The sequence below is a fragment of the Mesorhizobium sp. M0496 genome, from assembly GCF_040321205.1.
GTDB lineage: Bacteria > Pseudomonadota > Alphaproteobacteria > Rhizobiales > Rhizobiaceae > Mesorhizobium.
This window is the reverse complement of the sequence record NZ_JAMYRC010000021.1, coordinates 44,334-67,997: the sequence shown is the minus strand read 5'-3', so window position 1 is coordinate 67,997 and position 23,664 is coordinate 44,334. Positions and strand designations below refer to the sequence as shown.

Here is a 23,664-nt window from a genome sequence, read left to right as displayed (position 1 = left end):
ATCAGCCGAGGAATTTGGCGATGATCGCGTCGCCCATCTCGACCGTGCCGACCTCGGTCATGCCGGGGGAGAAAATATCCTTGGTACGCAGGCCTGCGTCGAGCACGGCGGCGATCGCGCTTTCCACGCGGTCGGCTTCGTCAACCATGCCGAAGGAATAGCGCAGGCACATGGCGAAGGAGGCGATCATGGCGATCGGGTTGGCGATGCCCTTGCCGGCAATGTCGGGGGCCGAACCGTGCACCGGCTCGTAGAGCGCCTTGCGCTTCTTGGTCTTCACGTCAGGTGCGCCGAGCGAGGCCGACGGCAGCATCCCGATCGAACCGGTCAGCATGGCGGCGATGTCGGACAGCATGTCGCCGAACAGATTGTCGGTGACGATGACGTCGAACTGCTTTGGCCAGCGCACCAGCTGCATGCCGCCGGCGTCGGCCAGCATGTGGTCGAGCTTGACGTCTGAATAGCGCGCCTTGTGGGTCTGGGTGACGACCTCGTTCCACAACACGCCCGACTTCATCACATTGCGCTTTTCCATCGAGGTGACGTGGTTCTTGCGCGTCCGTGCCAGCTCGAAGGCGACGCCCGAAATGCGCTCGATCTCGAACGTGTCGTAGACCTGCGTGTCGATGCCGCGCTTCTGGCCGTTGCCGAGATCGATGATCTGCTTGGGCTCGCCGAAATAGACGCCGCCGGTCAGCTCGCGCACGATCAAGATGTCGAGACCCTCGACCACCTCCTGCTTGAGCGAGGAGGACGCCGCAAGTGCCGGATAGCAGATGGCCGGGCGCAGGTTGGCGAACAGCTCCATGTCCTTGCGCAGGCGCAGCAGGCCGGCTTCGGGGCGCACCTCGTAGGGCACTGCATCCCATTTCGGACCGCCGACGGCGCCGAACAGCACCGCGTCGGCCGCCATCGCCTTTTCCATGTCGGCATCGGAGATCGCCGCGCCATGAGCATCATAGGCACAGCCGCCGACCAGACCGTCCTCGGTGGCAAAACCGCTGCCGAGCTTGTCGTTCATGGCCGCAATCAGCTTTTTGACCTCGGCCATGGCCTCGGGACCGATGCCGTCGCCGGGGAGCAGGAAAAGATGCTTCGTTGCCATGGAGAAACCGTCCCAGAAAGAATTTGAACCGGCGCTTTGCTAAACGCCAAGCGGCCCGTGCGCAAGGGGAGGAAGAACACTGCGGCGCAGAACAGGTGCAGCTATGCCGCATGCCGCCGCGCCAGGCCTCTCAGAACCTGGGTTCCTCGCCCCCGCCAAAGGCGGGGGGGTGGTGGCCGCGACGCGGCCGGAGAGGGGGCTTTCGTAGGGCGCTGGCTTAGCACGCGGCAATCGCTGGTCTGGCTACCGTAGCGCCAGTCCCCCTCTCCGTCTCGGCTTCGCCGAGCCACCTCTCCCCCACTCACGTGGGGGCGAGGAACCCGAGCTAAACCATCACCTGTGCGAGAGAATGTTGACCAGCCGGCCGAACGGATCGCGGACATAGAAGCGCCGCACGCCCCAGGGCTCGTCGGCCGGTCCGTATTCGATGGCAAAGCCGGCGGCACTCATGGCATCGAGCGCCGCATCGACATCGTCGACCTCGATCGACAGATCCGGCACGGGCGTACCGGAGCCGCCTTGCGCCATGAAGCTGACCTGCACCTGCATCTTTTCATCAGAACCGTAAGTGGCGATCCAGCCAAGATCCATCAGCACGTCGAGGTTGAGCACGTCCTGGTAGAAGCGCTTCGCCGCCGCGACATCCGATGTCGCGATGTTGGCAACGATACGCCGGACTTTCATCTGCCCGCCTTTCATGCCGTGCGCCGCAGCGCGGTGACTTCGATCTCGATCTTCATTTCGGGTCTGTTGAGTTGGCAGACGATCATCGTCGCCGCAGGCCTGATGTCGCCGAACGTCTCGCCGAGGATCGGGAAGACGATGTCCACGAAGGCCTGGTCGGTGATGTAGTAATGCGCCCGCACCACATCGGCCATCTCGAAGCCGCCGTCATGCAGCGCCTTGCCGATCGTCGCCAGGCAATTGCGCGTCTGCGCTTCCACCGTCTCCGGCATCGTCATCGTCGCATAGTCGTAGCCGGTCGTTCCGGACACGAAACACCAGTCGCCCTGCACCACCGCGCGCGAATAGCCGGCGGTCTTTTCGAACGGCGAGCCGGTGGAGATCAGTTTTCGCATGAGGGTTCCTCGCAGGTCAGTGCGGCCATTCTGCAGGCAAGATGCCGGTTCGGCCATGGGCCAACGCAGAGGGATCGGCAGTGCAAACTCGATGCCGGCGGGACAGCACCCCCCTCTGGCCTGCCGGCCATCTCCCCCGCAAGGAGGGAGATTGGCAGCTTTGACGAACCGCCATTCTTGCAACGTTGAAAGATTTGCGAAAGTCGTGGTGACGGCCGCTCTCCCCCCTTGCGGGGGAGATGCCCGGCAGGGCAGAGGGGGGTGTGAAGGATCGCGGCGTAACAATCTTTAGTTCACCACCGACAAATGCCTAATTCGCCGACCCCAGCGCCTTGTCCAGCGCCTCCTTCACATCGGCCGGCCATGTCGTCAGCGGCGGCCAGGCGTTCGGCTCGCCATTGTCGCCGCGGCGGGCGAAATAGAGTTTGTGCTTGGCCGGGTCGACCGCCATGAAGCCGTCATTGCCGCCGCAGTCATGCGGCACGCAGCCGCTGGCGTAGAAGGCGCCCGACGCTGTCTTTTCCGTGCCGCCGCCGACCAGCAGGCTGGTCGCCATGTCGGGCATGTCCTTGCCCAGCAGCTTTTCAGCTTCCTTGTAGACAGCCTCGTTGTGGAAGGCGTCGATGATGTTCTGGTACTTTTCCGGATCGATGTCCTTCCAGTCCGTGCCGGGTTCCGGCATGTAGCTCAGATTGCCTGAAATCGTCAGCCCGTCGGTCGGCGACCATTGCAAAGCCGGCTTCTGATCCCCTGGCAACAGATAGGGCACGAAATAGATGGCGTTGTCGGACACCGCCGATGGCGGCGCGCCGCAATCGTCCTGCTCGACTGTGGTGCTCTGGATGGTGCCGCCTTCCGGCTTCCAGACGATCACTGTCGCCGGCCCGCATTGGTTGCCGCCATCGCCGACATCGAACAGCGCCACCTTGACGCCGCCGACCTCGACTATTCTGTCGAAGAAGACATCATAGTTGGTGGCCAACTGCTTGCCGTCGAAGGCAAGCACCTTCTCCCCGTCTTGTTCCGGTTGGGTGATGGTCAGCTGGCCGCCCTCGAATGGCACGGGCGCTTGGCTGTCGTCATCGGAAGCGTCGGCGGCGTCCGTTCCCTGGTCGGTGGCAGGCTTTTCGGCCGCCGGTGCCGGCGCGGCGGGCGTCTGTGTCTGGGCGTGGCTCACGGCAGTCAGCAGAAGAAACGTCAGCCCGCAAGTGCCGGCAAGAAGCGAACGAGTCATGACTGTCCCTTCACTCAGTCGCAACGAACCCGGCTTGAAAGCCGCCGGGGCCTATCTCTCCCGGAGCGTGCCGCTCAGGCCCACGGGCGCTGTTCGGCGTTCTTCTTCTCGAACGAAGCGATGGCGCCGGCCTTTTCCATGGTCAGGCCGATGTCGTCGAGCCCGTTGAGCAGGCAGTGCCTCTTGAAGTCGTCGAGGTCGAACGTGACCACGCCGCCATCCGGACCGCGGATTTCCTTGGCTTCCAAGTCGACCGACACCGTGGCGTTGGAGCCGCGCGACGCGTCGTCCATCAGCTTCTCGAGATCCTCGGGGCTGACGGTGATCGGCAGGATGCCGTTCTTGAAGCAGTTGTTGTAGAAGATGTCGGCGAACGAGGTCGAGATGACGCAGCGAATGCCGAAGTCGAGCAAGGCCCACGGCGCGTGTTCACGCGACGAGCCGCAGCCGAAATTGTCGCCGGCGACTAGGATCTGCGCCTTGCGATAGGCCGGCTTGTTGAGCACGAAATCCGCGTTTTCCGAACCATCGTCATTGTAGCGCATTTCGGCGAACAGGCCGGTGCCGAGCCCGGTGCGCTTGATCGTCTTCAGATAATCCTTGGGGATGATCATGTCGGTGTCGACATTGACGATCGGCATCGGAGCGGCGACGCCGGTGAGCTTGGTGAATTTTTCCATGGCTTTTGCCCGTGTTTTCGTTGCGGGGGAATTTGCTGACGCCGGTTTACACAAAGCCGGCAGCAAATAAAAGGCAATCGTTTGTGCGCGGTGGCGCAAGCCATAATGCATATCACTCAAAGGTGGCCCCGGTTTTGGGAGAACGATATGCATAGAACTATGCGCGAAAACGGCTTCGAATTCGCCGTCCGATAGTGCAGTCTGTCGGCCATGGCAGAAAACGCACACGTCCTCTATGCACGCGAAGCCGCGCTCGACATCGCCGAATTCCGTCGCGTGCTGGTGGAATCCGGCCTTGGCGAAACGCGCCCTGTCGATGACGACGCTCGCCTGCAGACGATGCTTTCAGGCGCAAACCTGGTCCTGACCGCACGTCTCGACGTGGAGGGCAAGCCACTGATCGGCGTGGCCCGCGCGCTCACCGATTTTTCCTGGGTCTGCTACATCTCCGAGCTCGCCGTTTCCCAATCGGCGCAGGGGCTCGGCATCGGCAAGGGCCTGATGGACGAGGCGCGCCGGCAACTCGGTCCGTCCGTCGCCATCAGCCTGATCTCCATGCCCGACGCCGTCGGCTTCTACGAACGCATCGGCATGAAGCGCATGGCGGATGCATTCTGGTTCAGCCGCAAGGGCTGACTGCGGCCACTTGACTTGCAACACTCAGCGGGACAGCACCCCCCTCTGGCCTGCCGGCCATCTCCCCGCAAGGGGGGAGATTGGCAACTTCGACGCTCCGCTCATTCTTGCCACGCTGGAGATTGGCGAAAGCGGTTGAGCGCGTAATCTCCCTCCTTGCGGGGGAGATGGCCGGCAGGCCAGAGGGGGGTGGGCGGGAACTCGACAGAACCGCTTATTCTGCGACGCCCCCGCTCAAATCACATTCAATTCCCGAAACGCCCGCCCTTCTGCGACCCGGCCGTACCCAAACGCCGAGCAGTCCACCGTGCGATAACCCCCGTGCACGATCAGTTCGGCCAGCGCCTTGCCGACCGCTGGCGCCTGCTGCAGGCCGTGGCCGGAGAACCCGTTGGCGAACAGGAAATTGCCGACCTCGGAATGCGGGCCGATGACCGCGTTCTGGTCGAGTGTGTTGTAATCGTAGTGGCCGGCCCAGGCGCGCGTCGGCTTGATCGCTTCGAAAGCCGGAATGCGGGTCGCCAGCACCGGCCAGATCACCTCTTCGAACAATGGCCAGTCGACCTCGAAATCCCCGGGGGGGGCTGGGCCGTCGCCCTCTTCCGGTTCGGCACCGCCGGTGAGATAGACCGAGCCTTCCGGGCGTACATAGATGCCGGAGGGATCGACCAGCAGCGGCATGTCGGCGTATTTCTCGCGCGCCTCGAAGACGAAGACGTTGCGCTTGCGAGGCTCGACCGGCAGCACGAGACCGGCCATGGCAGCGACCTTGCCGGCGTTCGGCCCGGCGGCGTTGACGACGGTGCCGGCCTCCAGCGTCTGGCCATTGTCGAGGCTGACGCTGGTAACGCGGTTGCCGTCGCGCGCAATATCGGTGACATCGGCGGTGATGAAATCGATCTTCTTGTCGCGCAGCGCCTTGCGGAACAGCATCAGCATCGCATGCGCGTCGAACCAGCCCTCGCCGCTGCGGCCATAGGCGCCGGCAGTGATGCCCTCGGCCGACAGCCACGGGAAACGGCGCACCAGCTGCTCCGCATCCTCAAGAACGATGTCTGCGCCCTCGGCCATCTGCGCCTCGTGATTGCTCTTGAGGATCGGCAAGCCGTTCTCGCCGGCCAGGATGAGATAGCCGCCTTCGCGGAAACCGATATCGGCGTCAGCCCCGAACTCTTCCTTCAGCCGCCTGAACAGTTTTAGCGTGAACTGCGACAGGCGGATGTTTTCCGGGATCGAGAATTGCTGGCGGATCGAGGCCAAGGACAGCGTCGTTGCCGCGTGGGCAAATTGCGGATCGCGCTCGATCAAGGCGATCGAGCCGGAAAACCCTTCCTCGCGCAGATAATAGGCGACCGAGGATCCGACGATGGCCCCGCCGATGATGACGATGTCGTAGCGCACTTTTTTCTCCGATCCTTTGCCCGCGTCCTCACGCGACCGGCAAAATGATCTCGAAGCGCGTGCCGCGCTCGGAGTCAACCAGCGCGATCATACCATCATGCGCTTTCAGGAGGGCCAGAACGATGCCGAGGCCCATGCCGGTGCCGCCCGAATCGCGGCGCGTGGTGAAGAACGGCTCGAAGATGCGCGCCCGGTTGCTGGGTGAAATGCCGGCTCCGTCGTCGTTGAGCAGCACCGTCGCCTTGCCGCTGGCACTTGCGGCCGTGATTGAAACCTGCGTCGCGCCGTGCCTGGCCGAATTGTCGATGAGATTGGCCAGCACGATTGCCGCGTTCTCAGCCGATATACGCAAGCCGACCTCGCCCCCAGCCTCGACGCAAACCGTCAGCCTGTTATCGACGGGAAGCAACGCCAGCGCCGCGCCGATCGAGGTGCTTTCGCCGCTCGGCGCAAGATTTTCGGCGCGCGCGAGGTCAAGCAGGCGCCGCACCAGCAGATTGAGCCGTCCCGCATCGGTGACGATATTGTTGGAAAAGCGCCGCCGCTCCGTATCGTCCATGGCGCTACCTGAATCGCGCAGCAGCTCGGCCGCGCCTTGGATCGCCGTCAGCGGCGATTTGAGCTCGTGCGAGACATGGGTGGCAAAAGTCTGGATAGAGTCCGAGCGCGCCTGCAGCTTTTCGGCCATGTCGAGGAAGGCGGCGGACAGCTCCGCCATCTCGTATGTGCCGTGGTGGTCGAGCGGCCGCATCGCCGCGCGGTCGCCGGCGGCGATGCGCTCGGTGCGGTCGATCAGCGCATAGATCGGCCGGCTGACGGTGCGCAGGAAGACCAGGCCGATGAGCAGCGTGCCGCCGAGGATGGCGATCGCCGCCAACGTCACCTTGCCGCGCTCGCCATAGAGATGTTTGATGATGTTGTTGGGCGTCCGCGACACATAGACCACGCCAGCGACCTGGCCATCGACGGCCACCGGCAAAGCGACGAAGACACGCACCTTGGTGCCGCGGCTGACCGAATAGAGCGGTGGCGCCGGCTGGTCGGGGATGCGCAGCCTGAGCGCACTGGCGTAGCGGCCGGCGAGTGCCTCGCGCACCTCCTCGACCGCGCCAAGCGACTGGCCGATCTCGCCGCGCCCGGCGATGACGACGCCTGTGGGATCGAGCAATCGGAAACCGGCCAGCGTGGTTTTCTGGGTGGCGTCGAGGATACCGGACAGGCGCGTTCCGATCGCGGCGAAGGCGGGATCGGCTGTGCCTGGCATGGCCGCTGGCCGGGTCGGAAGCACATAATCCGAAGCGAGATCGAGTTGCGGCTCGATCGGCCTGTACAGATCCGGATTGGCGCTACGGCTCGCATTCCCACCCGCCTGCGGCATCGGTGCACCGAGTTTTTGCGGCGGGATGCCGGCATCGCGCACGTCCTGCGCATAGATGGCGGCAATGGCCGCGCCTTGCGCGATCAGCTCCGCTTCGGTCTGGCGGATCAGCTGGTTCTCGTATAGGCGGAAGAAGAACAGGCCCACCAGCGGCAAGGCCATCACCATGATCAGGATGGCGACGACGACCGTGGCGAGGCGAGGCCGCCATTTGCGGCCGATCCATTTTCGCGAAGTCGTCAGCCGCATCGGCCGAGCCGGAAGCCGACGCCATGCACGGTCTCGATGACATCCAGGCAACCCACTTCTGCCAGCTTGGCGCGGATGTTGCGGATATGGCTGTCAACGGTGCGGCCGGCGACATGGATGTTGGCGGCATAGGCACTTGCCATCACCGCATCGCGGTCGAGCACATGCTTCGGCCGCGCCAAAAACCCTTTCAGGATCGAGAATTCTATCCCCGTCAGCGACAGCGGCCTACCGTCGAAGCTAGCCGCGTGGCTGGCCGGCGCCAAAGCGAGTTTGCCCTGCGCGAACTGCCGGTCGTCGGCCGGTTCGGGCGCCGCCGGGCGGGCGCGCCGCAGGATGACGTTGACGCGGGCGACCAGTTCGCGCGGGCTGAACGGTTTTGTCACATAGTCGTCGCCGCCCATTTCGAGCCCAAGGATGCGGTCGATCTCCTCATCCCGCGCGGACAGAAACAGCACTGGCACATCGGATGTGTGCCGCAGCCGCCGGCAGACCTCCAGCCCGTCCATCTCCGGCATGCCGATGTCGAGCACGACGAGATCGGGTGCCCGCCGTCCGATCGCCTGCAGGGCGGCGGCACCGTCGGCGACCGCCTGCGTCTTCATGCCAGCCTTTTCCAGCGCGAAGCAGATCACCTCGCGGATATGCGGATCATCGTCGGCGACGAGGATATGGTGCGGCATCGATCAGCGGCCCGGCAGGTAAGGTTCGATACGGTGAGGAACCACGAACGGCCCCTTGCTGTCGAGATACCCGAGCAGCCGCCAGTCGCGAAAGCTCCAGGCCCGCCAGTTCTGCTGGAGGGTGCGATACCAGCCTTCGTCGCTGCCGCGCCGCCCCGCCAGTTCGCGAACAACTGGATTGTTGACGGCAGCCGTCCGGCTCTGATGATCGAGAAAACGATCGAGGGCCGGAAATGCGCCCGGGCCGAGCGAGCGCACATACCAGGCGTCGAGGGGAATGCCCTGGCCGGTCATTTCAAAGGAACGGTCGACATTGTAATTGGCAATCAGCGCGGCGAAATTAATGAAACAGCCGGCATAAAGCGTCAGAGATAACGTCAGAAGATTGGCGGACAGCAGCCATTCGATGGATTTTCCCAGCGCGATGCGGGCGATGATCAGCGCAAGGCCGGATACCACCAGCCCCATCCAGACGAAGGCGGCGACCCGCCAGTAGGTCAGCGCATAGATGCCGATATAAAGGTCAAGCCGCAGGATCGACGAGATGACCAGCATGATGTTCTGCGCCACCCAGGCATAGACCAGCCGGCGGATGAGCGGATCGGCCGCGGTCTCGCTTCCTGGCCTGAGCGCCGCAAGGACAAAACCGGCGGCAAGCAGCGCGGTGACGATCAGCGTATAGGCGCCGCGATGCGCGTAAGACGCGTAGCTCAGCCCGTCGGGAAGAGCTGCCCCGCCCCACAGATAGGTGGCGTCGAGCCCGGTCTGCAGCGCAAACAGCAAGTTGAAGACAATAAGCGCGCGAAGGATGGCTGCCTTGCCGAACAGGATGTCCTCGATGGTGGTGACGGTTTTCTCGGCTTGAGCGTTGACCGCCGCCGCGCGCGGGATGCGGCGAACCAGGCGCGGCACCCGTGGCCGCAGAAAAGCCCAGACGCCGACGAGCACGAACAGCCAGAAGGCACTCCGCGTGAACTGGATGAGATCGAGCAGTTTCAAAAGGTCGATCAGCGATAGCCAGTAGTCGATGACCGGGTTGGCGGCGCCGAACAGCGCCAGGAAGACCGCGCCCAGCGTCAGTGGCATCACCCAGACGGCGATCGCCGCCAGGCGGACGCGGCGCCGGCCGAACCGCCGCGCTGTCTTGCGCCAGCGGATGAAGTCGTTGGCGAAACGGAACGGCGCCGCCAGCAGGAACAGTGCGACCTAGCCGGCAATGCGGGCGATGCGGTGACGCAGCCGCCCGCTCAGCGAAAGCGCGAAAACGATCAAGGTCGCCAGCGCGATCGACACTGAGAGGGCGCTGACATTCTCGGCCAGCGGCAGCAGCGCGACAAGCAAGGCGATGGGCTTGAGCCAGATCCTGCCGTCGCTGAAGGCCGCTGGGTGCACGGCGACGATCGCGGCGGCAATCAGGAGGGCGAACAGGAAAACCGTGATACCGGCGGGTTGGCCGTAGAACAGAAAATCCGCCAATGCGACCAGCAGGATGGCGACACCGAAGCGGCTGCAATAGCGCGGCGCGGCGGCGAACAGCGATGTCATGATCTGGTTTTCCTGACGGCTTCCAGCCGGATTGCCGGCGGGCTCTTGCGGGCGAAGGGGATGAGGATCGCTGAAGGGTTCGCGCGCGGCGGATCGGCCAGCCACCAGCCCTCGCAGCGCAGTCGGTAAGGCACGGACCAATAGGGTTTTGCTCGCTTTTGCATGCCGCCTGTCTCGCAGGACGGCGGGGAGACGGTGCGGCGGATGCGAGGAGGTTTTCCGCAAGCGTGTGCAGTTTTCGTGCAGGGCCAAAGCTGCCAATCTCCCCCCTTGTGGGGGAGATGCCCGGCAGGGCAGAGGGGGGCGTGAAGGAACGCCAACCTCGGTCACTGAGCGACCGCTGAGAGCGGCCTGAGGGCACATTACAATCAATGAGAGGTCGGCAGGACAGCGCCCCCCTCTGTCTTGCCGGACATCTCCCCCACGAGGGGGGAGATCGAGCCTTCATCCGCGTGCTTGCCTCGACCAACCACACGCGGCATAGATTTGAGATGACCGAAACCTATCGCCCGCGCCGCTCGGTGCTCTACGTCCCGGCCTCCAACGACAAGGCGCTAGCCAAGATCGCGCAGCTTCCCTGCGACGCAATCATCATCGACCTCGAAGACGCCGTCGCACCGGCCGACAAGATTGCCGCCCGCGAAAAACTGGCGGGCATTTTGGCCAAACGTCCGGTTGCCAACGATATTGGCCGCCGCTGCGAGATGATCGTGCGCGTCAACGCGCTGTCCAGCGAATGGGGCGCCGACGATCTGCTTGCCATGGCCAAATGCGAGCCTGACGGCCTCCTGCTGCCCAAGGTCGACAGGCCGCGCGACATTCTGGAAGTGGGCGACGTGCTCGACGACAATTTTGCTCCCGATGCGGTGAAACTATGGGCGATGATCGAGACGCCCAAGGCCATGCTCAACATCGGCGCCATTGCCGAGCTTGGCCGCGATCCGGCCTCGCGGCTTGACTGTTTCGTTGCCGGAACGAATGATCTGGTCAAGGAGACCGGCGTGCTGGTCACACCTGACCGGCGCTATCTCGTGCCCTGGCTGATGCAGATGCTGCTGGCCGCGCGCGCCGGCGGCCTCGACATGCTCGACGGCGTCTCCAACGATTTCCGCGATCTCGACGTCTTTGCCCGCGAATGCGCGGAAGCCGCCGCCAGGGGGTTCGACGGCAAAACGCTTATCCACCCTGCCCAGATCGAAGCCGCCAATCGAGCCTTTGCACCGTCGCCCGAGGCGGTGGCCGAGGCGCGCTCGGTGAAAGAAGCCTTCGCGCTTTCCGAAAATGCCGGCAAAGGGGTGATTGCGCTGAACGGAAGAATGATCGAGCGGCTGCACCTGGCGCAGGCCGAAAAATTGCTGGCGAAGGCAGCCGCCATCGGCGCATGATATCAGCCCTGTGCTTGCAGGCTACTCACGACAGGAACCAACCCGATGAAACTCTACCGCTTTCTGACCGGCCCGGACGACGCCAGCTTTTGCCACAAGGTGACGGCGGCGCTGAACAAGGGCTGGCACCTGTTCGGCTCGCCGACCTATGCCTTCGACAAGAAGGCCAAGACCATGTGCTGCGGCCAGGCCGTCGTGAAAGATATCGACGGGCAGGAATACGGGCCGGACACCAAGCTCAGCGACTGGTAGCCGGCGCTCGCATCCACAGCCACCCGGCCAGCCAGGCGATCGCTGCCGCAAGCGTCACCAAGCCCAGGTCAAGAGCCAATTCCGGCACGAACGCCCGGAGCGCGATAGGCGCCGCGCCAATGAAATAGAGAGCGAGTGGAATGCGCGGCACACCTCTTGCAACGACAAGAGAGATTACAAACGCCAGCGTCCCAACCAGAAAAAGAACTGAACTGAGGACCAGAGCCAGTCCGAGAGGACCGGCGCGCAGCTCGATGATGGTCGTCAACGGAAGCTTCGAAAATACGAGATTGATCACCACTTCCACACCGACCAAACTTGCCAATGCAACGAAGTTGATGACAAACCCGATCGTGCCGAACAGGCCCGCGCGCCGGCCAAACGCAAGAAACAGGCCTACGACAAGACCAAGCGCCAATATCTCGGCGATTGGCGCAAGAAGTTGCGTCAGATCGGTGGTCGCGATGAGCGCGCTGCGTTTGGCCGCGTTGACAAGAAGAATAAGCGCGCTCCCCACCCCGGCGACGGCGGCAAGCCGATAAAGCGTAGCGCTGGGCACAGCCGCGCTCGACTGGACAGCCGTGGAATTCTCCTTGTGCTGAGGTTCTTCAGCTGAACCGTGAAGCGAAATGAGCGATTGCGGACGGCAGGGTTCGGCGGTTGTGGCGAGCATGTTCGTCTCCTCATCTGGAAAAACGGCAGCCGCGAAGACCGCAGGCCTGTTCCGATCCCATTCGTAATCACCGCTTACATTCTCCTGCCGGGGTTGTAAACGGTGATTACATAAATTGCGGAATCATGCTATGGACGCGTGAAGCAGTTCTACGGAACAAAGGGAAAGAGATGGCAGAAGCCAAGACGCCTCGCCGCACCAGCTACCACCATGGCAATTTGCGGGACACGTTGATCGATGCTGCAATTCGACTTGTCGAGGAAGGCGGCCCCGACAATGTGAGCGTGCGTGAAGCCGCAAAGCGGGCCGGCGTTTCCCCCGGCGCGCCTTTCCGGCATTTTCAATCGAAAACGGCGCTACTGACCGCGGTCGCCGAACAGGCCATGAGCCGGCTGACAGAGGCCGTCGCCAATGCACTTTCAGAAGTCGACAGCGCGGATCCCATCGTGGCCTTCGAAGCAATCGGACAAGGCTATCTGGAATGGGCGATTGCCAATCCCACGCATTTCCAGGTCATTAGTTCCCGAACGCTGATTGATTTCGACGCCTCGGACAGTCTTCGGGGTCAGAATGAAGCCATTCGCCGAAAAATGATCGACCTGCTGACCCAGGCGCAACAACAGGGTCGGTTGGCCGCGAATAATACGGACTTCGATCATCTGGTTCTTGCCGCTCGTGCATTTGTCTATGGCTTGGCACGAATGGTGGTCGATGGTCATTTTGCGCAGTGGCATCCGTCCGAGCCGCCATCGCTCGCCCTGCGCAAGGCGCTGCATCTTTTCATCAGCCGGATGACCAACCTGTCTGAAGCGAAACCTCAGAGGCCCTTGCCGCCGCTGAGTTCTGGACCGACTCGATAGGAATGGACAATGACGTCCTTTTCGTTGATGCGGTGGCCAACCAATGGGCGGGGTGGAACATGCCTACCTGCGGCAAGTGGCTCAATGCTCGCTGACTATAGCACTGCAAACCCCACCACTGATCAGGCAGCCTCGGCGATATCAAGACGCACTGTAAGTCCGGCCTGTGCGGCAAGGTTGATCAACGTGTCCAGACTGAAATTCGCGATCCTGCCCCGCAGGAGGTCGCTAAGGCGTGGCCGGGTGATTCCGAGCCGGTTGGCTGCTTCGGCCTGGGTAACGTTCCAGCTCCGCACCCGCTGTTCAATCGCGATCAGCAAGTTGGAGCGCATAGTCATATTGGCGGCCTCGGCCGGAGTATCTTCCAGCGCGTCCCACACGTTTTCAAAGCTCTGACGTTCCATCGTCACGCCTCCCTTCGTCATCCTAGGGCGTAGCAGTCGCAAAGCGACTGCGGAGACCCTAGGATCCATGCCGTTACCTCCGCCGAGGGGCATAGCGGATCAGGATTCTCGCCGAACCGGATGGTAAGCTTTCAGTCCTGCACCGACGGAGCACTGTACCAACATCACGGCATGGATCCTAGGGTCTGCGCTGCGTCGCTCCGCTCCTTGCTCCGCCCTAGGATGACGAAGGTGTGGGGCTACTCCGCCGCCTCTTCGATCTTCTCCATATCATCGTCCGACAGGCCAAAATGGTGGCCGATCTCGTGGATCAGCACGTGGGTGACGATGTCGCCCAGCGTTTCCTCGTTCTCGGACCAGTAGTCGAGGATGGCGCGGCGGTAGAGCGTGATGCGGTTCGGGCCTTCGCCGGTCTGCGGATTCCAGCGCTCGGCGATGCCGCGTCCTTCGAACAGGCCGAGCAGGTCGAAGGGCGTTTCCAGCGACAGATCGTCCATGATCTCGTCGGTCGGGAACTCGGCGATCTGGATGACGATCTCGCCGGTCAGCTTGCGAAAATCCTCCGGCAGATGGGCATAGGCCTCCAGCGCCAGGAACTCCATTTCGTCCATCGAGGGCGAGAGTTCGTCGTGCCAGGTGCGGGTCTTGTAGATGCGAGCCATGCTTTGTCCTTTGATCCCGGGCATATAGGCTTTCGCGCAGGACTCGGCAAATGACTGGCGGCCGCACGCCTCGGACAAACCCACACGACAGGAATAAATTCCCCATGACTCAGCTTGACTCTTGGGAGGCTCTCTGGAATCTATAAGAACATAACAGGAACAATTGTGAGTGGAAGCTGACCGTCATGGCGATGACCGCCGTGGCGCGGGAAACTGTTTTTGCCCTGCGCCGCCAGATCGCGAAAATCGAGGGAACGCTGCCGGAGCGCCTGCAGGCGCCGGCCGCAGCGACCCCTGATGCTGACGCCAGCACGGGTGTCACGCCCAATACCGATCTCACAATCGTCCGCCGTGGCGTTGCCGCGGCTTTGCCGGATGCGTACCTGCCCATCGGCGTCGGGCGGCTCGATGCCGCTTTGAGCGGCGGCCTGCCGAAGGCAGCCTTGAGCGAAATCCATGGCACGCAAACCCGCGATGCCGGGGCTGTCGCCGGCTTCGCTCTGTCGCTCACCAGCCTGATCCTCAAGCGGACGCCAGAGCTGCCGGTGCTGTGGATCGGCACCACGGAAATCTTCCGCGAAGCCGGCTTTCCCTACGCCAGGGGGCTTCATGCCTCGTTCGGCATCCAGCCGGAACAATTGCTGTTTTCCGAGGCGCCCCGACTTGTCGATGCGCTGTGGGTCGCCGAGGAGGCTGCCCGGATGACGGCACTCGCCGCCGTCATCTTGGAAATTCGCGGCAATCCGCGGCGGCTGGACCTGACCGCGACGCGCCGGCTGCATGCGCGGGCTCAAGGTGCAGGCCGGCCGGTGTTCCTGCTGCGGCAGGCGGCCGAGCCCGAGCCGACGGCGGCCCCCGTCCGGCTCATCGTCTCGTCGGCGCCGGCGGTACCGCGCGACACCATCGCCGGGCCGCTCGCCGGCTCGATCGGCCACCCGGCCTTCACCCTCACCATCGGCAAGAGCCGCACGGCCTTGCCTGGACAATTCACACTGGAGTGGAACCCCGATGAACGCGCATTCGACGAAAGAACGAGCGACGAAGGAAGGGGCGAGGAAAGAGAGCGGGCAAAGAATCCTGTCCCTGTGGTTTCCCTATCTGGCCGTGGAAAGGATCCTGCGGCAGCGTCTGGGGCGGTCCTGGCGTTCCCGGCCGTCGGATCACCTGCCGCCATCTCACCCACCGCTCGTGATCAGCCATCGCGACCGCAACGCGCAGCGCATCTCGGCCCTCGACGAGCGGGCTGAAGCATTGCACCTGAAGCGCGACATGGGCATTGCCGATGCGCGCGCCATGCATCCGTCGATCGACATCGTCGAGGCCGATCCGGAGGCCGACCGGCGTCTGCTCGAAGGTCTTGCCGACTGGTGCGACCGCTACACACCGCTGGTGGCGCTGGACGGGGCAGACGGCCTGTTTCTCGACGTCACCGGCTGCACCCACCTGTTCGGCGGCGAACGCGCCATGCTCGACGACATCCTGTCGCGCTTTTTCCATCAGGGTTTCGACGTCCGCGCCGGGCTTGCCGCGACACCGGGAGCAGCCTGGGCAGCGGCACGGTTTGCCGGTGACCGCATCGTCGATGGCGGCGAGGAGGAAGCGCTGCTGGCACCCCTGCCGCTGGCCGCACTGCGCATCGAGCCGGCAACCCGCGCCAGCCTGGAAAGCGTCGGCCTGCGCACGGCGGGCGCCGTCATGGCGGCACCGCGCGCGCCGCTCGCCCGCCGCTTCGGCGCCCTGCTGCTCCTGCGCCTCGACCAGGCGCTTGGCCGCCTCGACGAGGCGGTGTCGCCGCGCCTTCCCGTCGCGCCGCTTTCGGTCGAACGCCATCTGGCCGAGCCCGTCACCTTGACCGAGGACATCGAACGGCTGGTTGGCATGCTGGCGGCGACCTTGAAGACCGATCTCGAGCGTCGCGGCGAGGGCGCCAGGACACTGGCGCTGCTGCTCTTCCGGGTCGATGGCGCCGTTAGCCGCATCGCTCTCGGCACCTCGCGGCCGCTGCGCGAACCCCGACTGATCCAGAAATTGTTCCATGAGCGACTGGCTGCGCTCGAACAGGATATCGATGCCGGCTACGGCTTCGATCTGGTGCGGCTCTCGGTGCTGACATCAGCCGCTTTCGACATGCAGCAGGCCGATCTTGCCGGCGAGGTGATAGACGACGGCGCCGATATCGCGCTGTTCGCCGACCGCATCCGTGCCCGGCTCGGCGAAAGCGCGGTCCTGCAACCGGTTGCCGTCGAGAGCCATCTGCCGGAGCGCGCCGTCGCCACGATCCCCTTCACTGAAGCCCCGCGCCGGACCACGCCGCCGAAAAGGCCGGACAGGCTGCAAGCGCCGATGACTATCTTTCCGCCGGAACGGCCGATCCGGCTGTTCCGCTCGCCCGAACCCATCGACGTGCCGGCCACCGAAATGCCGGAAGGACCGCCGCTGAACTTCCGCTGGCGCCGCGCACTCTACCGGGTGACGCGGGCCGAGGGGCCGGAACGCATCGCGGCGGAATGGTGGCGCGAGGCGCCGAGCGACGAGGCGGCATCGACGCGCGACTATTTCCGTATCGAGGATGCCGACGGACGCCGCTACTGGCTCTATAGGCAAGGCCTTTACGGCGGCGCCTCGCAGGTGCCGCCGCGCTGGTTCCTGCATGGTGTCTTCGCATGAACGCGCTGACCGTCATCCCCTATGCCGAGTTCGGCATCCAGTCGAATTTCTCCTTCCTGCGCGGCGCCTCCAAGCCGGAGGAGCTGGTGGTCGCCGCCAAGCTTCTCGGCTTCTCCGCGATCGGGCTTGCCGACCGCAACACGGTGGCCGGCGTGGTGCGTGCCTGGCAGCAGGCCAAGGTGGAAAAGCTTTCCTACCATCCAGGCTGCCGGCTGGTTTTCGGCGACGGTACGCCGGACATTCTCGCCTATCCCAGGGATCGCAAGGGCTGGGGGCATCTGTGCCGCATGCTGACCCAGGCCAATCTGCGCGAGGAGAACGAAAAAGGCGCCACCCTTCTCCAGCGCGACGACCTGCTCGAATGGGGCGACCTCCTGTCGCTGGCGGCCCTGCCCGATCTGTCGGCGGGGGCGCAAAACAGTCTCGCCTTGCTTCGAGACCTCAAGCATCGTTTCGGTCGGAACCTGCGGCTTGGCGTTTCGCCTGACTATGCCGGCAATGACCGTTTCCGGATCGAGCAGGTGGCGGCGTTTGCCGAGAGTGCCGGCATCCCGCTGATGGCGACCAACGACGTTCTCTACCACACGGCCGAACGGCGCCCGCTGCAGGACGTGCTGACCGCGATCCGCCTCAACACACCCGTCGCCGAGGTCGGGCTGCAACTGGCCGCCAATGCCGAGCGCCATCTGAAGCCGCCAATGGAGATGGCGCGCCTGTTCCGCAGGCATCCGCAGGCGCTGGCCGAGACCTTGCGGTTTGCGCAGGAGCTGACTTTTTCGTTGAGCGACCTCCAGTACAATTACCCCGACGAGCCGACGGAATCGGGTCTCGGGCCGCAGGCCGAGCTGGAAAGGCTGGCGCGAGAGGGGGCTGCCGAGCGTTATCCCGCAGGTGTGCCCGCTTCGGTGACCAAGCGCATCGCGGAAGAGCTCGCTCTGATCGAGCGCCTCAACTACGCCCGCTATTTCCTGACCGTCTACGACATCGTCAAGTTTGCCCGCAGCCAGGACATTCTCTGCCAGGGGCGCGGCTCGGCCGCCAATTCGATCGTCTGCTTCTGCATCGGCATCACCGAAGTCGGGCCGGACAGGATCGACACGCTTTTCGAGCGCTTCATCTCCGAGGAGAGGAACGAGCCGCCGGATATCGATGTCGATTTCGAGCATGAGCGACGCGAAGAGGTGATGCAGTACATCTATACGAAGTACAGCACCAAGCGCACCGCACTGGCCGCCGCCGTCATCAGCTACCGCGGCCGTTCGGCGCTGCGCGAAGTCTCCAAGGCAATGGGCCTGTCGGAGGATGTCAGGGGGTCATTGTCCGGTTCGATCTGGGGCTGGTCGACCTCGGAACTCGGCGAGAAGGAAGCTCGCGCCGGCGGCCTCGACCGCACCGATCCGGTGTCGCAGCATGTATTGGAACGCGCCAACGAGATCATGGGTTTTCCCCGCCACCTGTCGCAGCATGTCGGCGGCTTCGTCATCACCAGGGACCGGCTCGACGAGATCGTGCCCATCGTCAAGACGGCGATGGACGAGCGCAAGATGGTCGAATGGGACAAGGACGATCTCGACGCGGTGAAGATCCTGAAAGTGGACGTGCTGGCGCTTGGCATGCTGACCTGCCTGAAACGCGCCTTCACCTTGCTGGAGGAGCACTATCCCAATGCACGGGATAAATATGGCCGGCCCTATGTGCTGGCCACGTTGCCGCCCGAGGATAGAAATGTCTACGACATGATCTGCCGCGCCGACACGCTCGGCGTCTTCCAGATTGAATCCCGCGCCCAGATGTCGATGCTGCCGCGTCTCCGGCCACGCGAATTCTACGACCTCGTCATCGAGGTGGCGATCGTCCGGCCGGGCCCGATCCAGGGCGACATGGTCCACCCCTATCTGCGCCGTCGACAGGGCAAGGAGAAGGCCGAGTATCAGAAGGCGGAATTGAAGGAGATTCTCGGCAAGACGCTGGGCGTACCGCTGTTCCAGGAACAGGCGATGAAAATCGCCATCGTCGCCGGCGGTTTCCGGCCGGGCGAGGCCGATGAACTGCGCCGCGCCATGGCCACCTTCAAACGCACCGGCACGATCGGCAATTATCGCCGGCGTATGATCGACGGCATGGTTGGCAAGGGATACACCAAGGACTTCGCCGAGCGCTGCTTCAAGCAGATCGAGGGCTTTGGCGAATACGGCTTTCCCGAAAGCCACGCCGCCTCCTTCGCGCTGCTGGTCTATGCCTCCTGCTGGTTCAAGACCTTCTATCCCGACGTGTTCTGCGCCGCGATCCTGAATTCGCAGCCGATGGGATTTTACCAGCCGGCCCAGCTGGTGCGCGACGCGCGCGACCATGGCGTCGACATTCGCGACGTCGACGTCAATTTCTCGGTCTGGGACTGCACGCTGGAGAAAGCGCCTTTCGATCCGGCCCGCATCCTCGCGCGCCATGCCGAGATGCGCGGCGTCATCGAGACGGATCATGCACTGCGGCTCGGCTTCAGGCAGATCAAGGGCCTGTCCAAGGAGCGCATGGATCTGTTCGTCGACCGGCGCGGCGACGGCTATATGTCCGTCAGGGACGTCTGGCTGCGCTCCGGTCTCGATGTCGACGAGATCGAGAGGCTGGCGCAAGCCGATGCCTTCCGTTCGCTTGGTCTTGATCGTCGCGAAGCCTTGTGGGCGGTGCGCGCGCTCGACGGCAAGAGCGCCGCCGAAAGGCTGCCGCTGTTCGACCAACCGGCGCTCCGCCTGCGCGAGCTGGAGCCCGAGACGAAGCTACCGAAAATGCCGCTCGGCGAGCATGTCATCCACGACTACCGCTCGCTCGGCCTGTCGCTGAAGGCGCATCCGGTCGCCTTCCTGCGCGAGCGGCTCGACCGCGCCGGCGTCACGCCCAATGCGAACCTTCCCAACGTGCGCGACGGCAGACGGGTCTCCGTCGCCGGGCTTGTGCTGGTACGGCAGCGCCCCGGCAAGGGCAACGCGACCTTCCTGACGCTGGAAGACGACAAGGCGGTGGCCAACGTCATTTTCTGGCAAAGAACCTTCGACCGTTACCGGCCGATCGTCATGGGCGCTCGGTTCGTTCGGGTCACCGGGAAATTGCAGTCGGAATCGGGTGTGGTCCACATCGTTGCAGAAAAGGTCGAGGACCTGACGCCTTGGCTGACCGTGCTTCTGGAGAAAGTCAGCGAGGCTGGATCGGCGGTCGCCGCTCCTCAGGAACGCACTGCCAAAAGTCCGGATCGCGACAGTCGATCCACAATCCGGAGCGCACCGATCCGACAGGATCTCGCGGCATTATCGGGAGAGGCGGAACAAGTCATGCCCAAGGGGCGCAATTTTCAGTAGTGGCAAAAAACTTCGATGTCAGCGGGACAGCACCCCCCTCTGGCCTGCCGGCCATCTCCCCCGCAAGGGGGGAGATTGGCAGTTCGTGCGTGCCGCCAGCCTTCAGACGTTGGAGATTGGTGAAGGCCGATGCGACATCCAATCTCCCCCCTTGCGGGGGAGATGGCCGGCAGGCCAGAGGGGGGTGCTGTCCCGCTAGCCACGGCAATTTCTGCGCCCCAGCGCGCTCGAATTCACGAAGGCCCGCTCAGGCGAGGCGGCGGCGGGGCCAGCACATCCTCCACGGACAGCGTCCGCGCTTCCGAGGGCAGCATGATCGGGATACCGTCGCGCACCGGATAAGCGAGCTTGGCGACCCGCGAGACCAGCTCACCGCGCTCCGGATCCCATGTCAGCGGCCCCTTGGTCAGCGGGCAGGCCAGCAGTTCCAGCAGCTTGGGGTCGACATTGACCTTCTTCCCGTCACGTCCAACCGCCGCCATAAGATTCTCTTCCAGCCAGTTGCGGGCCTAAGATGTGTTGAGATTCAGCTCAGGCCGGGCCATTTGCAGCCGGCCCTCACCTGAATATCGGCACATCTTACTGCAGACTCGACCCAAAATCCTCATTCTCGCGCGCCAGCGCCATTTCGGTGATGGCAATCAGCGTTTCGGCCCGCGTCTTCAGGTCGGCCGCTTCGAGCAGCGCCTGTTTCTCGGCTGGCCCGTAGGGCGCCATCATCGACAGCGCATTGACCAGCATGGCATTTTCCGCCCGGCTGACGCTTTCCCAGTCGGCCTCCAGGTCGTTGGCCTGCAGATAGGCGCGAAATGCCTTGAGCAGCGATGGCCGGTCGATCTCGTTGGCCGCCTGATCCTCATCGAGATCGGCGAGGAAGGGCGCCAGCTTGGCCTGCCGAAACGGCGTCTTGACCGTCAGTTCGCGGGTAATGCGGAACCGGCACACGCCTTGCAGCGAAATCAGATAGCGGCCGTCGCCGGTCTCGGAAAAGGCGATGATGCGCCCGGCGCAGCCGACATTGCAGAGTTCCGGCTCGCCGTCGTCGCGCAAGGCGCCGTCGAGACTGGGCTGGATGACGCCGATGAGCCGCGAGCCGGTGATGGCCTCGTCCACCATCTGCAGGTAGCGCGGCTCGAAGATGTTGAGCGGCATACGGCCTCCCGGCAGCAAAAGCGCACCCTCGAGCGGAAAGATCGGGATCGTCGACGGCAAATGCTTGGCGAGCCGGTAATGCGCGTTTCCCGCTTGCACCTCATTCCTCCGATCGCGCCATCAAGGAGCGCGTCAATTCCCCGCCCTAGGGCGTCCACCGTTTCACGAAAACGCTGAATCGCTCTATCTCTTTGTTTTAACGCATATCGTTCTCCCAAAACCGGGAACACTTCTGGGCGATATGCTTTAATCTGGCGCGGTGATCGCCGACGCCAAGCCCGTGCGGCAAAACAACCGCAAGGTCAGGAAAACAGCAGCGCCGACAATTTGCGCCGCGCCGCAAGCGTCGCCTCGTCGGTCATGCCCCAGGCCTCGAACAGTTGCAGCAATTGCGTCCTGGCGCCGTCCTCGTTCCAGGTCCGGTCGGCCTTGATGATGGCCAGCAGATTGTCGGCCGCCGCGGTGCGGTCACCGTTGGCGTTCTGAATCATGGCCAGATCGAAACGCGCCTGATGATCCGCGGGATTCTCCGCCAGGCGGCGCTCGAACTCGGCCGGATTGCCAAGGGCCGCCGCTTGCGCGGCAACCGCCATCTTGGCACGCAGGGCGGCCAGCGGCGGCGCATCCTTCTTGGCTTCCGGCGCCGTTGCCAAAAGTGCCTCGGCGCCTTGCACGTCGCCAGCCTCGAACAGCAGCTCGCCCAGGCCGCCGATCGCCTCGACGGTCTCCGGCGCCTGCGCCAGGATGGCATCATAGATGTCGGCAGCGGTCTGCATGTCGCCGGCGTCGCGCGCTTCCGCAGCCGCGGTCAGCGCCTCGGCCACCGGCGGCGCGCCATCGCCCTTGCCGCCGACCTTGGTGATGAATTCGGCGATCTGGCTCTCCGGGATCGCACCCATGAAGCCGTCGACCGGCTGGCCGTCCTTGAAGGCAATAACCGCGGGAATCGACTGGATGCCGAGCTGGCCGGCGATCGAGGGATGGTCGTCGATGTTCATCTTGACCAGCTTGACCTTGCCGCCGGCGGCCTTGACCGCCTTCTCCAGCTGCGGCGTCAACTGCTTGCAGGGCCCGCACCAGGGCGCCCAGAAATCGACCAGCACCGGCTGGCGGCGCGATTCCTGGATGACGTCGGCGGCAAAGGCGGCGGTCGTCGTGTCCTTGATGACATTGGCAGGGGCAGTGGGCGCATCGCCAAGCGCGACCTTCGCCGGCGCCGGCGCGGTTCCACCATACTGCACCGATGTGGTGTACTGGCCGCCATTGCCGCCGAAGGGGCCGCCAAACGGATTGTTGTCGCTCATCTCTTTAACCTTCCGTAGCGCGGCCGGCTGGCAGCCGGCGCCATATCCTTCAGACCGTCGGTTTCAAGCCTTCCATGTGGCGATCACGCGGAGACTTTCAAGATAGCAGCATCGTGCCCGGTTGCCTCGACGAATCTGATCAGGTCCACTGCGGCGATCGATGTCGTCGCCTCATTGGTCAGCGGATGCCCGTTGATCACCGCATGCTCCATCAAATCCTTGTCGAGCACGAGCTTAACCCTGTTTGCCGTGTCGTTGATGACGCCAAAGACCGTGACGGCGCCCGGCGTGACGCCAAGTAGCTCCATAAGCATCTCCGGTTTGCCGAAGGAGACACGGCTGGCGGCGCCGATCACCTGGTGGATCTGCTTCAGGTCGACAACCGCATCCTCGCCGACGGTGACGAGGAAGAAATTGTCCTTCTTGTCCTTCAGGAACAGGTTTTTCGTGTGCCCGCCCTCTATTTCGCCACGCAGCGCCTGCGAATCGGCGACCGTGTAGAGAGGCGGATGGCGTTTCGTCGACGTGATGATCCCGAGTTCGGCAAAAAAGGCCATCAGGTCGGCTTCGGTCTTCGGCATCGGTTTGTCTTCGTCCCGTTGGTCAGCCCATGCCGTTTACGGCCAATGGGGCGGCCGACACAAGGCCGTCATGCGACATCACGGTGAGCGGCACCGCCCTTCGCGGTGGCGCCGCCGCCGCCCGCCACCCGCATGCCCGCCGCGCAGTGCCGGCGGCTTGCCGGCATCGCTTGCCGCGTTGCAAAAAAGCCTGCGATTTCCCTGTTGCAATCGCCGCGCTCTTCAGCCATATAGGCCCGGCTTGCGGCCAAGACGCCGTGCGAGCGGGTGTAGCTCAGGGGTAGAGCACAACCTTGCCAAGGTTGGGGTCGAGCGTTCGAATCGCTTCACCCGCTCCAGTTTCCTCCAGGGAAATCAAGCATCGAAAAGCCGCGGACGCCGCGG

At 63.8% G+C, this 23,664-nt stretch carries 25 protein-coding genes and 1 tRNA gene; 8 read left to right on the top strand and 18 right to left on the bottom strand.

Annotation, left to right across the window (positions count from 1 at the left end):
- Position 1: 1 nt before the first annotated feature.
- The 5 genes from leuB to leuD form a co-directional block, all read right to left on the bottom strand.
- Positions 2–1,105, bottom strand: a complete 1,104-nt coding sequence (leuB, locus tag NKI73_RS18635; RefSeq protein ID WP_352632168.1) for a 3-isopropylmalate dehydrogenase — start codon at positions 1,103–1,105, stop codon at positions 2–4.
- A 333-nt stretch (positions 1,106–1,438) separates the two neighbouring features.
- Positions 1,439–1,789 carry a VOC family protein gene (locus tag NKI73_RS18630; protein WP_352632166.1) on the bottom strand — a complete coding sequence of 117 codons (351 nt, stop codon included), beginning with the start codon at positions 1,787–1,789 and terminating at the stop codon, positions 1,439–1,441.
- A gap of 11 nt (positions 1,790–1,800) precedes the next feature.
- On the bottom strand, positions 1,801–2,184 hold the full coding sequence (locus NKI73_RS18625; RefSeq protein ID WP_352632164.1) for a RidA family protein: 384 nt from the start codon (positions 2,182–2,184) through the stop codon (positions 1,801–1,803).
- 310 nt (positions 2,185–2,494) lie between these two features.
- On the bottom strand, positions 2,495–3,418 hold the full coding sequence (locus NKI73_RS18620) for an Ivy family c-type lysozyme inhibitor (RefSeq protein ID WP_352632162.1): 924 nt from the start codon (positions 3,416–3,418) through the stop codon (positions 2,495–2,497).
- A 74-nt stretch (positions 3,419–3,492) separates the two neighbouring features.
- The gene (leuD, locus tag NKI73_RS18615) at positions 3,493–4,098 is read right to left on the bottom strand and encodes a 3-isopropylmalate dehydratase small subunit (protein ID WP_352632160.1); all 606 of its coding nucleotides are present in this window, start codon (positions 4,096–4,098) and stop codon (positions 3,493–3,495) included.
- Positions 4,099–4,308: 210 nt separating this feature from the next.
- On the opposite strand from leuD, the gene NKI73_RS18610 reads away from it, so the two are divergent.
- The gene (locus tag NKI73_RS18610) at positions 4,309–4,734 is read left to right on the top strand and encodes a GNAT family N-acetyltransferase (protein ID WP_352632159.1); all 426 of its coding nucleotides are present in this window, start codon (positions 4,309–4,311) and stop codon (positions 4,732–4,734) included.
- A gap of 234 nt (positions 4,735–4,968) precedes the next feature.
- On the opposite strand, the gene NKI73_RS18605 is transcribed toward NKI73_RS18610, so the two are convergent.
- From NKI73_RS18605 to NKI73_RS18580, 6 genes are read right to left on the bottom strand one after another with little or no spacing between them, the layout of a single operon-like run.
- The gene (locus tag NKI73_RS18605) at positions 4,969–6,135 is read right to left on the bottom strand and encodes an NAD(P)/FAD-dependent oxidoreductase (RefSeq protein WP_352632157.1); all 1,167 of its coding nucleotides are present in this window, start codon (positions 6,133–6,135) and stop codon (positions 4,969–4,971) included.
- Positions 6,136–6,163: 28 nt separating this feature from the next.
- A complete protein-coding gene (locus tag NKI73_RS18600; RefSeq protein ID WP_352632155.1) occupies positions 6,164–7,762 on the bottom strand; it encodes an ATP-binding protein in 1,599 nt (532 codons plus the stop codon).
- A complete protein-coding gene (locus tag NKI73_RS18595; RefSeq protein WP_352632153.1) occupies positions 7,753–8,445 on the bottom strand; it encodes a response regulator in 693 nt (230 codons plus the stop codon). The genes NKI73_RS18600 and NKI73_RS18595 overlap by 10 nt, the downstream gene beginning before the upstream one ends.
- Before the next feature lie 3 nt (positions 8,446–8,448).
- Positions 8,449–9,603: a DUF4153 domain-containing protein gene (locus tag NKI73_RS18590; protein ID WP_502909566.1), complete on the bottom strand. Its 1,155-nt coding sequence runs from the start codon at positions 9,601–9,603 to the stop codon at positions 8,449–8,451.
- A gap of 48 nt (positions 9,604–9,651) precedes the next feature.
- Entirely contained in the window at positions 9,652–9,990 is a 339-nt protein-coding gene (locus NKI73_RS18585) for a hypothetical protein (protein WP_352632152.1), read from the bottom strand.
- A complete protein-coding gene (locus NKI73_RS18580) occupies positions 9,987–10,154 on the bottom strand; it encodes a hypothetical protein (protein ID WP_352632150.1) in 168 nt (55 codons plus the stop codon). Before NKI73_RS18580 ends, NKI73_RS18585 begins: the two co-directional genes overlap by 4 nt.
- Positions 10,155–10,481: 327 nt before the next feature.
- Between NKI73_RS18580 and NKI73_RS18575 the strand changes: the two genes are divergently transcribed.
- Positions 10,482–11,375 carry an HpcH/HpaI aldolase/citrate lyase family protein gene (locus NKI73_RS18575; protein WP_352632148.1) on the top strand — a complete coding sequence of 298 codons (894 nt, stop codon included), beginning with the start codon at positions 10,482–10,484 and terminating at the stop codon, positions 11,373–11,375.
- Between the two features lie 45 nt (positions 11,376–11,420).
- Positions 11,421–11,627, top strand: coding sequence for a DUF1737 domain-containing protein (locus NKI73_RS18570; RefSeq protein WP_352632146.1), 207 nt, complete (start codon positions 11,421–11,423; stop codon positions 11,625–11,627).
- Here the strand turns inward: NKI73_RS18570 and NKI73_RS18565 are convergent.
- A complete protein-coding gene (locus NKI73_RS18565) occupies positions 11,614–12,300 on the bottom strand; it encodes a hypothetical protein (RefSeq protein ID WP_352632144.1) in 687 nt (228 codons plus the stop codon). The two genes, NKI73_RS18570 and NKI73_RS18565, sit on opposite strands and share 14 nt — an antisense overlap.
- 170 nt (positions 12,301–12,470) lie before the next feature.
- Between NKI73_RS18565 and NKI73_RS18560 the strand changes: the two genes are divergently transcribed.
- Entirely contained in the window at positions 12,471–13,160 is a 690-nt protein-coding gene (locus tag NKI73_RS18560; protein ID WP_352632142.1) for a TetR/AcrR family transcriptional regulator, read from the top strand.
- A 122-nt stretch (positions 13,161–13,282) separates the two neighbouring features.
- Here NKI73_RS18560 and NKI73_RS18555 read toward each other — a convergent pair whose 3' ends face one another.
- Both NKI73_RS18555 and NKI73_RS18550 read right to left on the bottom strand, forming a co-directional pair.
- Positions 13,283–13,564, bottom strand: coding sequence for a helix-turn-helix domain-containing protein (locus NKI73_RS18555; protein ID WP_352632140.1), 282 nt, complete (start codon positions 13,562–13,564; stop codon positions 13,283–13,285).
- Positions 13,565–13,803: 239 nt separating this feature from the next.
- On the bottom strand, positions 13,804–14,226 hold the full coding sequence (locus NKI73_RS18550; RefSeq protein ID WP_023763026.1) for a metallopeptidase family protein: 423 nt from the start codon (positions 14,224–14,226) through the stop codon (positions 13,804–13,806).
- Positions 14,227–14,411: 185 nt separating this feature from the next.
- Here NKI73_RS18550 and NKI73_RS18545 point away from each other — a divergent pair, with 185 nt between their 5' ends.
- The 3 genes from NKI73_RS18545 to NKI73_RS18535 are packed head-to-tail and all read left to right on the top strand — an operon-like array spanning position 14,412 to position 20,243.
- On the top strand, positions 14,412–15,473 hold the full coding sequence (locus NKI73_RS18545) for an ImuA family protein (protein ID WP_352632139.1): 1,062 nt from the start codon (positions 14,412–14,414) through the stop codon (positions 15,471–15,473).
- Positions 15,415–16,893 carry a DUF6504 family protein gene (locus NKI73_RS18540; RefSeq protein ID WP_352632137.1) on the top strand — a complete coding sequence of 493 codons (1,479 nt, stop codon included), beginning with the start codon at positions 15,415–15,417 and terminating at the stop codon, positions 16,891–16,893. The genes NKI73_RS18545 and NKI73_RS18540 overlap by 59 nt, the downstream gene beginning before the upstream one ends.
- A complete protein-coding gene (locus NKI73_RS18535) occupies positions 16,890–20,243 on the top strand; it encodes an error-prone DNA polymerase (RefSeq protein ID WP_352632135.1) in 3,354 nt (1,117 codons plus the stop codon). The genes NKI73_RS18540 and NKI73_RS18535 overlap by 4 nt, the downstream gene beginning before the upstream one ends.
- A 233-nt stretch (positions 20,244–20,476) precedes the next feature.
- Here the strand turns inward: NKI73_RS18535 and NKI73_RS18530 are convergent, their stop codons facing one another.
- The 4 genes from NKI73_RS18530 to NKI73_RS18515 form a co-directional block, all read right to left on the bottom strand.
- Positions 20,477–20,725, bottom strand: a complete 249-nt coding sequence (locus NKI73_RS18530; protein WP_352632134.1) for a Trm112 family protein — start codon at positions 20,723–20,725, stop codon at positions 20,477–20,479.
- Between the two features lie 97 nt (positions 20,726–20,822).
- Positions 20,823–21,494: an LON peptidase substrate-binding domain-containing protein gene (locus tag NKI73_RS18525; protein ID WP_352632132.1), complete on the bottom strand. Its 672-nt coding sequence runs from the start codon at positions 21,492–21,494 to the stop codon at positions 20,823–20,825.
- 203 nt (positions 21,495–21,697) lie between these two features.
- Positions 21,698–22,699 carry a thioredoxin gene (gene trxA, locus NKI73_RS18520; RefSeq protein ID WP_352632131.1) on the bottom strand — a complete coding sequence of 334 codons (1,002 nt, stop codon included), beginning with the start codon at positions 22,697–22,699 and terminating at the stop codon, positions 21,698–21,700.
- 83 nt (positions 22,700–22,782) lie between these two features.
- Positions 22,783–23,280: a prolyl-tRNA synthetase associated domain-containing protein gene (locus NKI73_RS18515; protein ID WP_352632130.1), complete on the bottom strand. Its 498-nt coding sequence runs from the start codon at positions 23,278–23,280 to the stop codon at positions 22,783–22,785.
- A gap of 263 nt (positions 23,281–23,543) precedes the next feature.
- Here NKI73_RS18515 and NKI73_RS18510 point away from each other — a divergent pair.
- Positions 23,544–23,618 (top strand) — tRNA-Gly (locus NKI73_RS18510).
- Positions 23,619–23,664 lie beyond the last annotated feature (46 nt).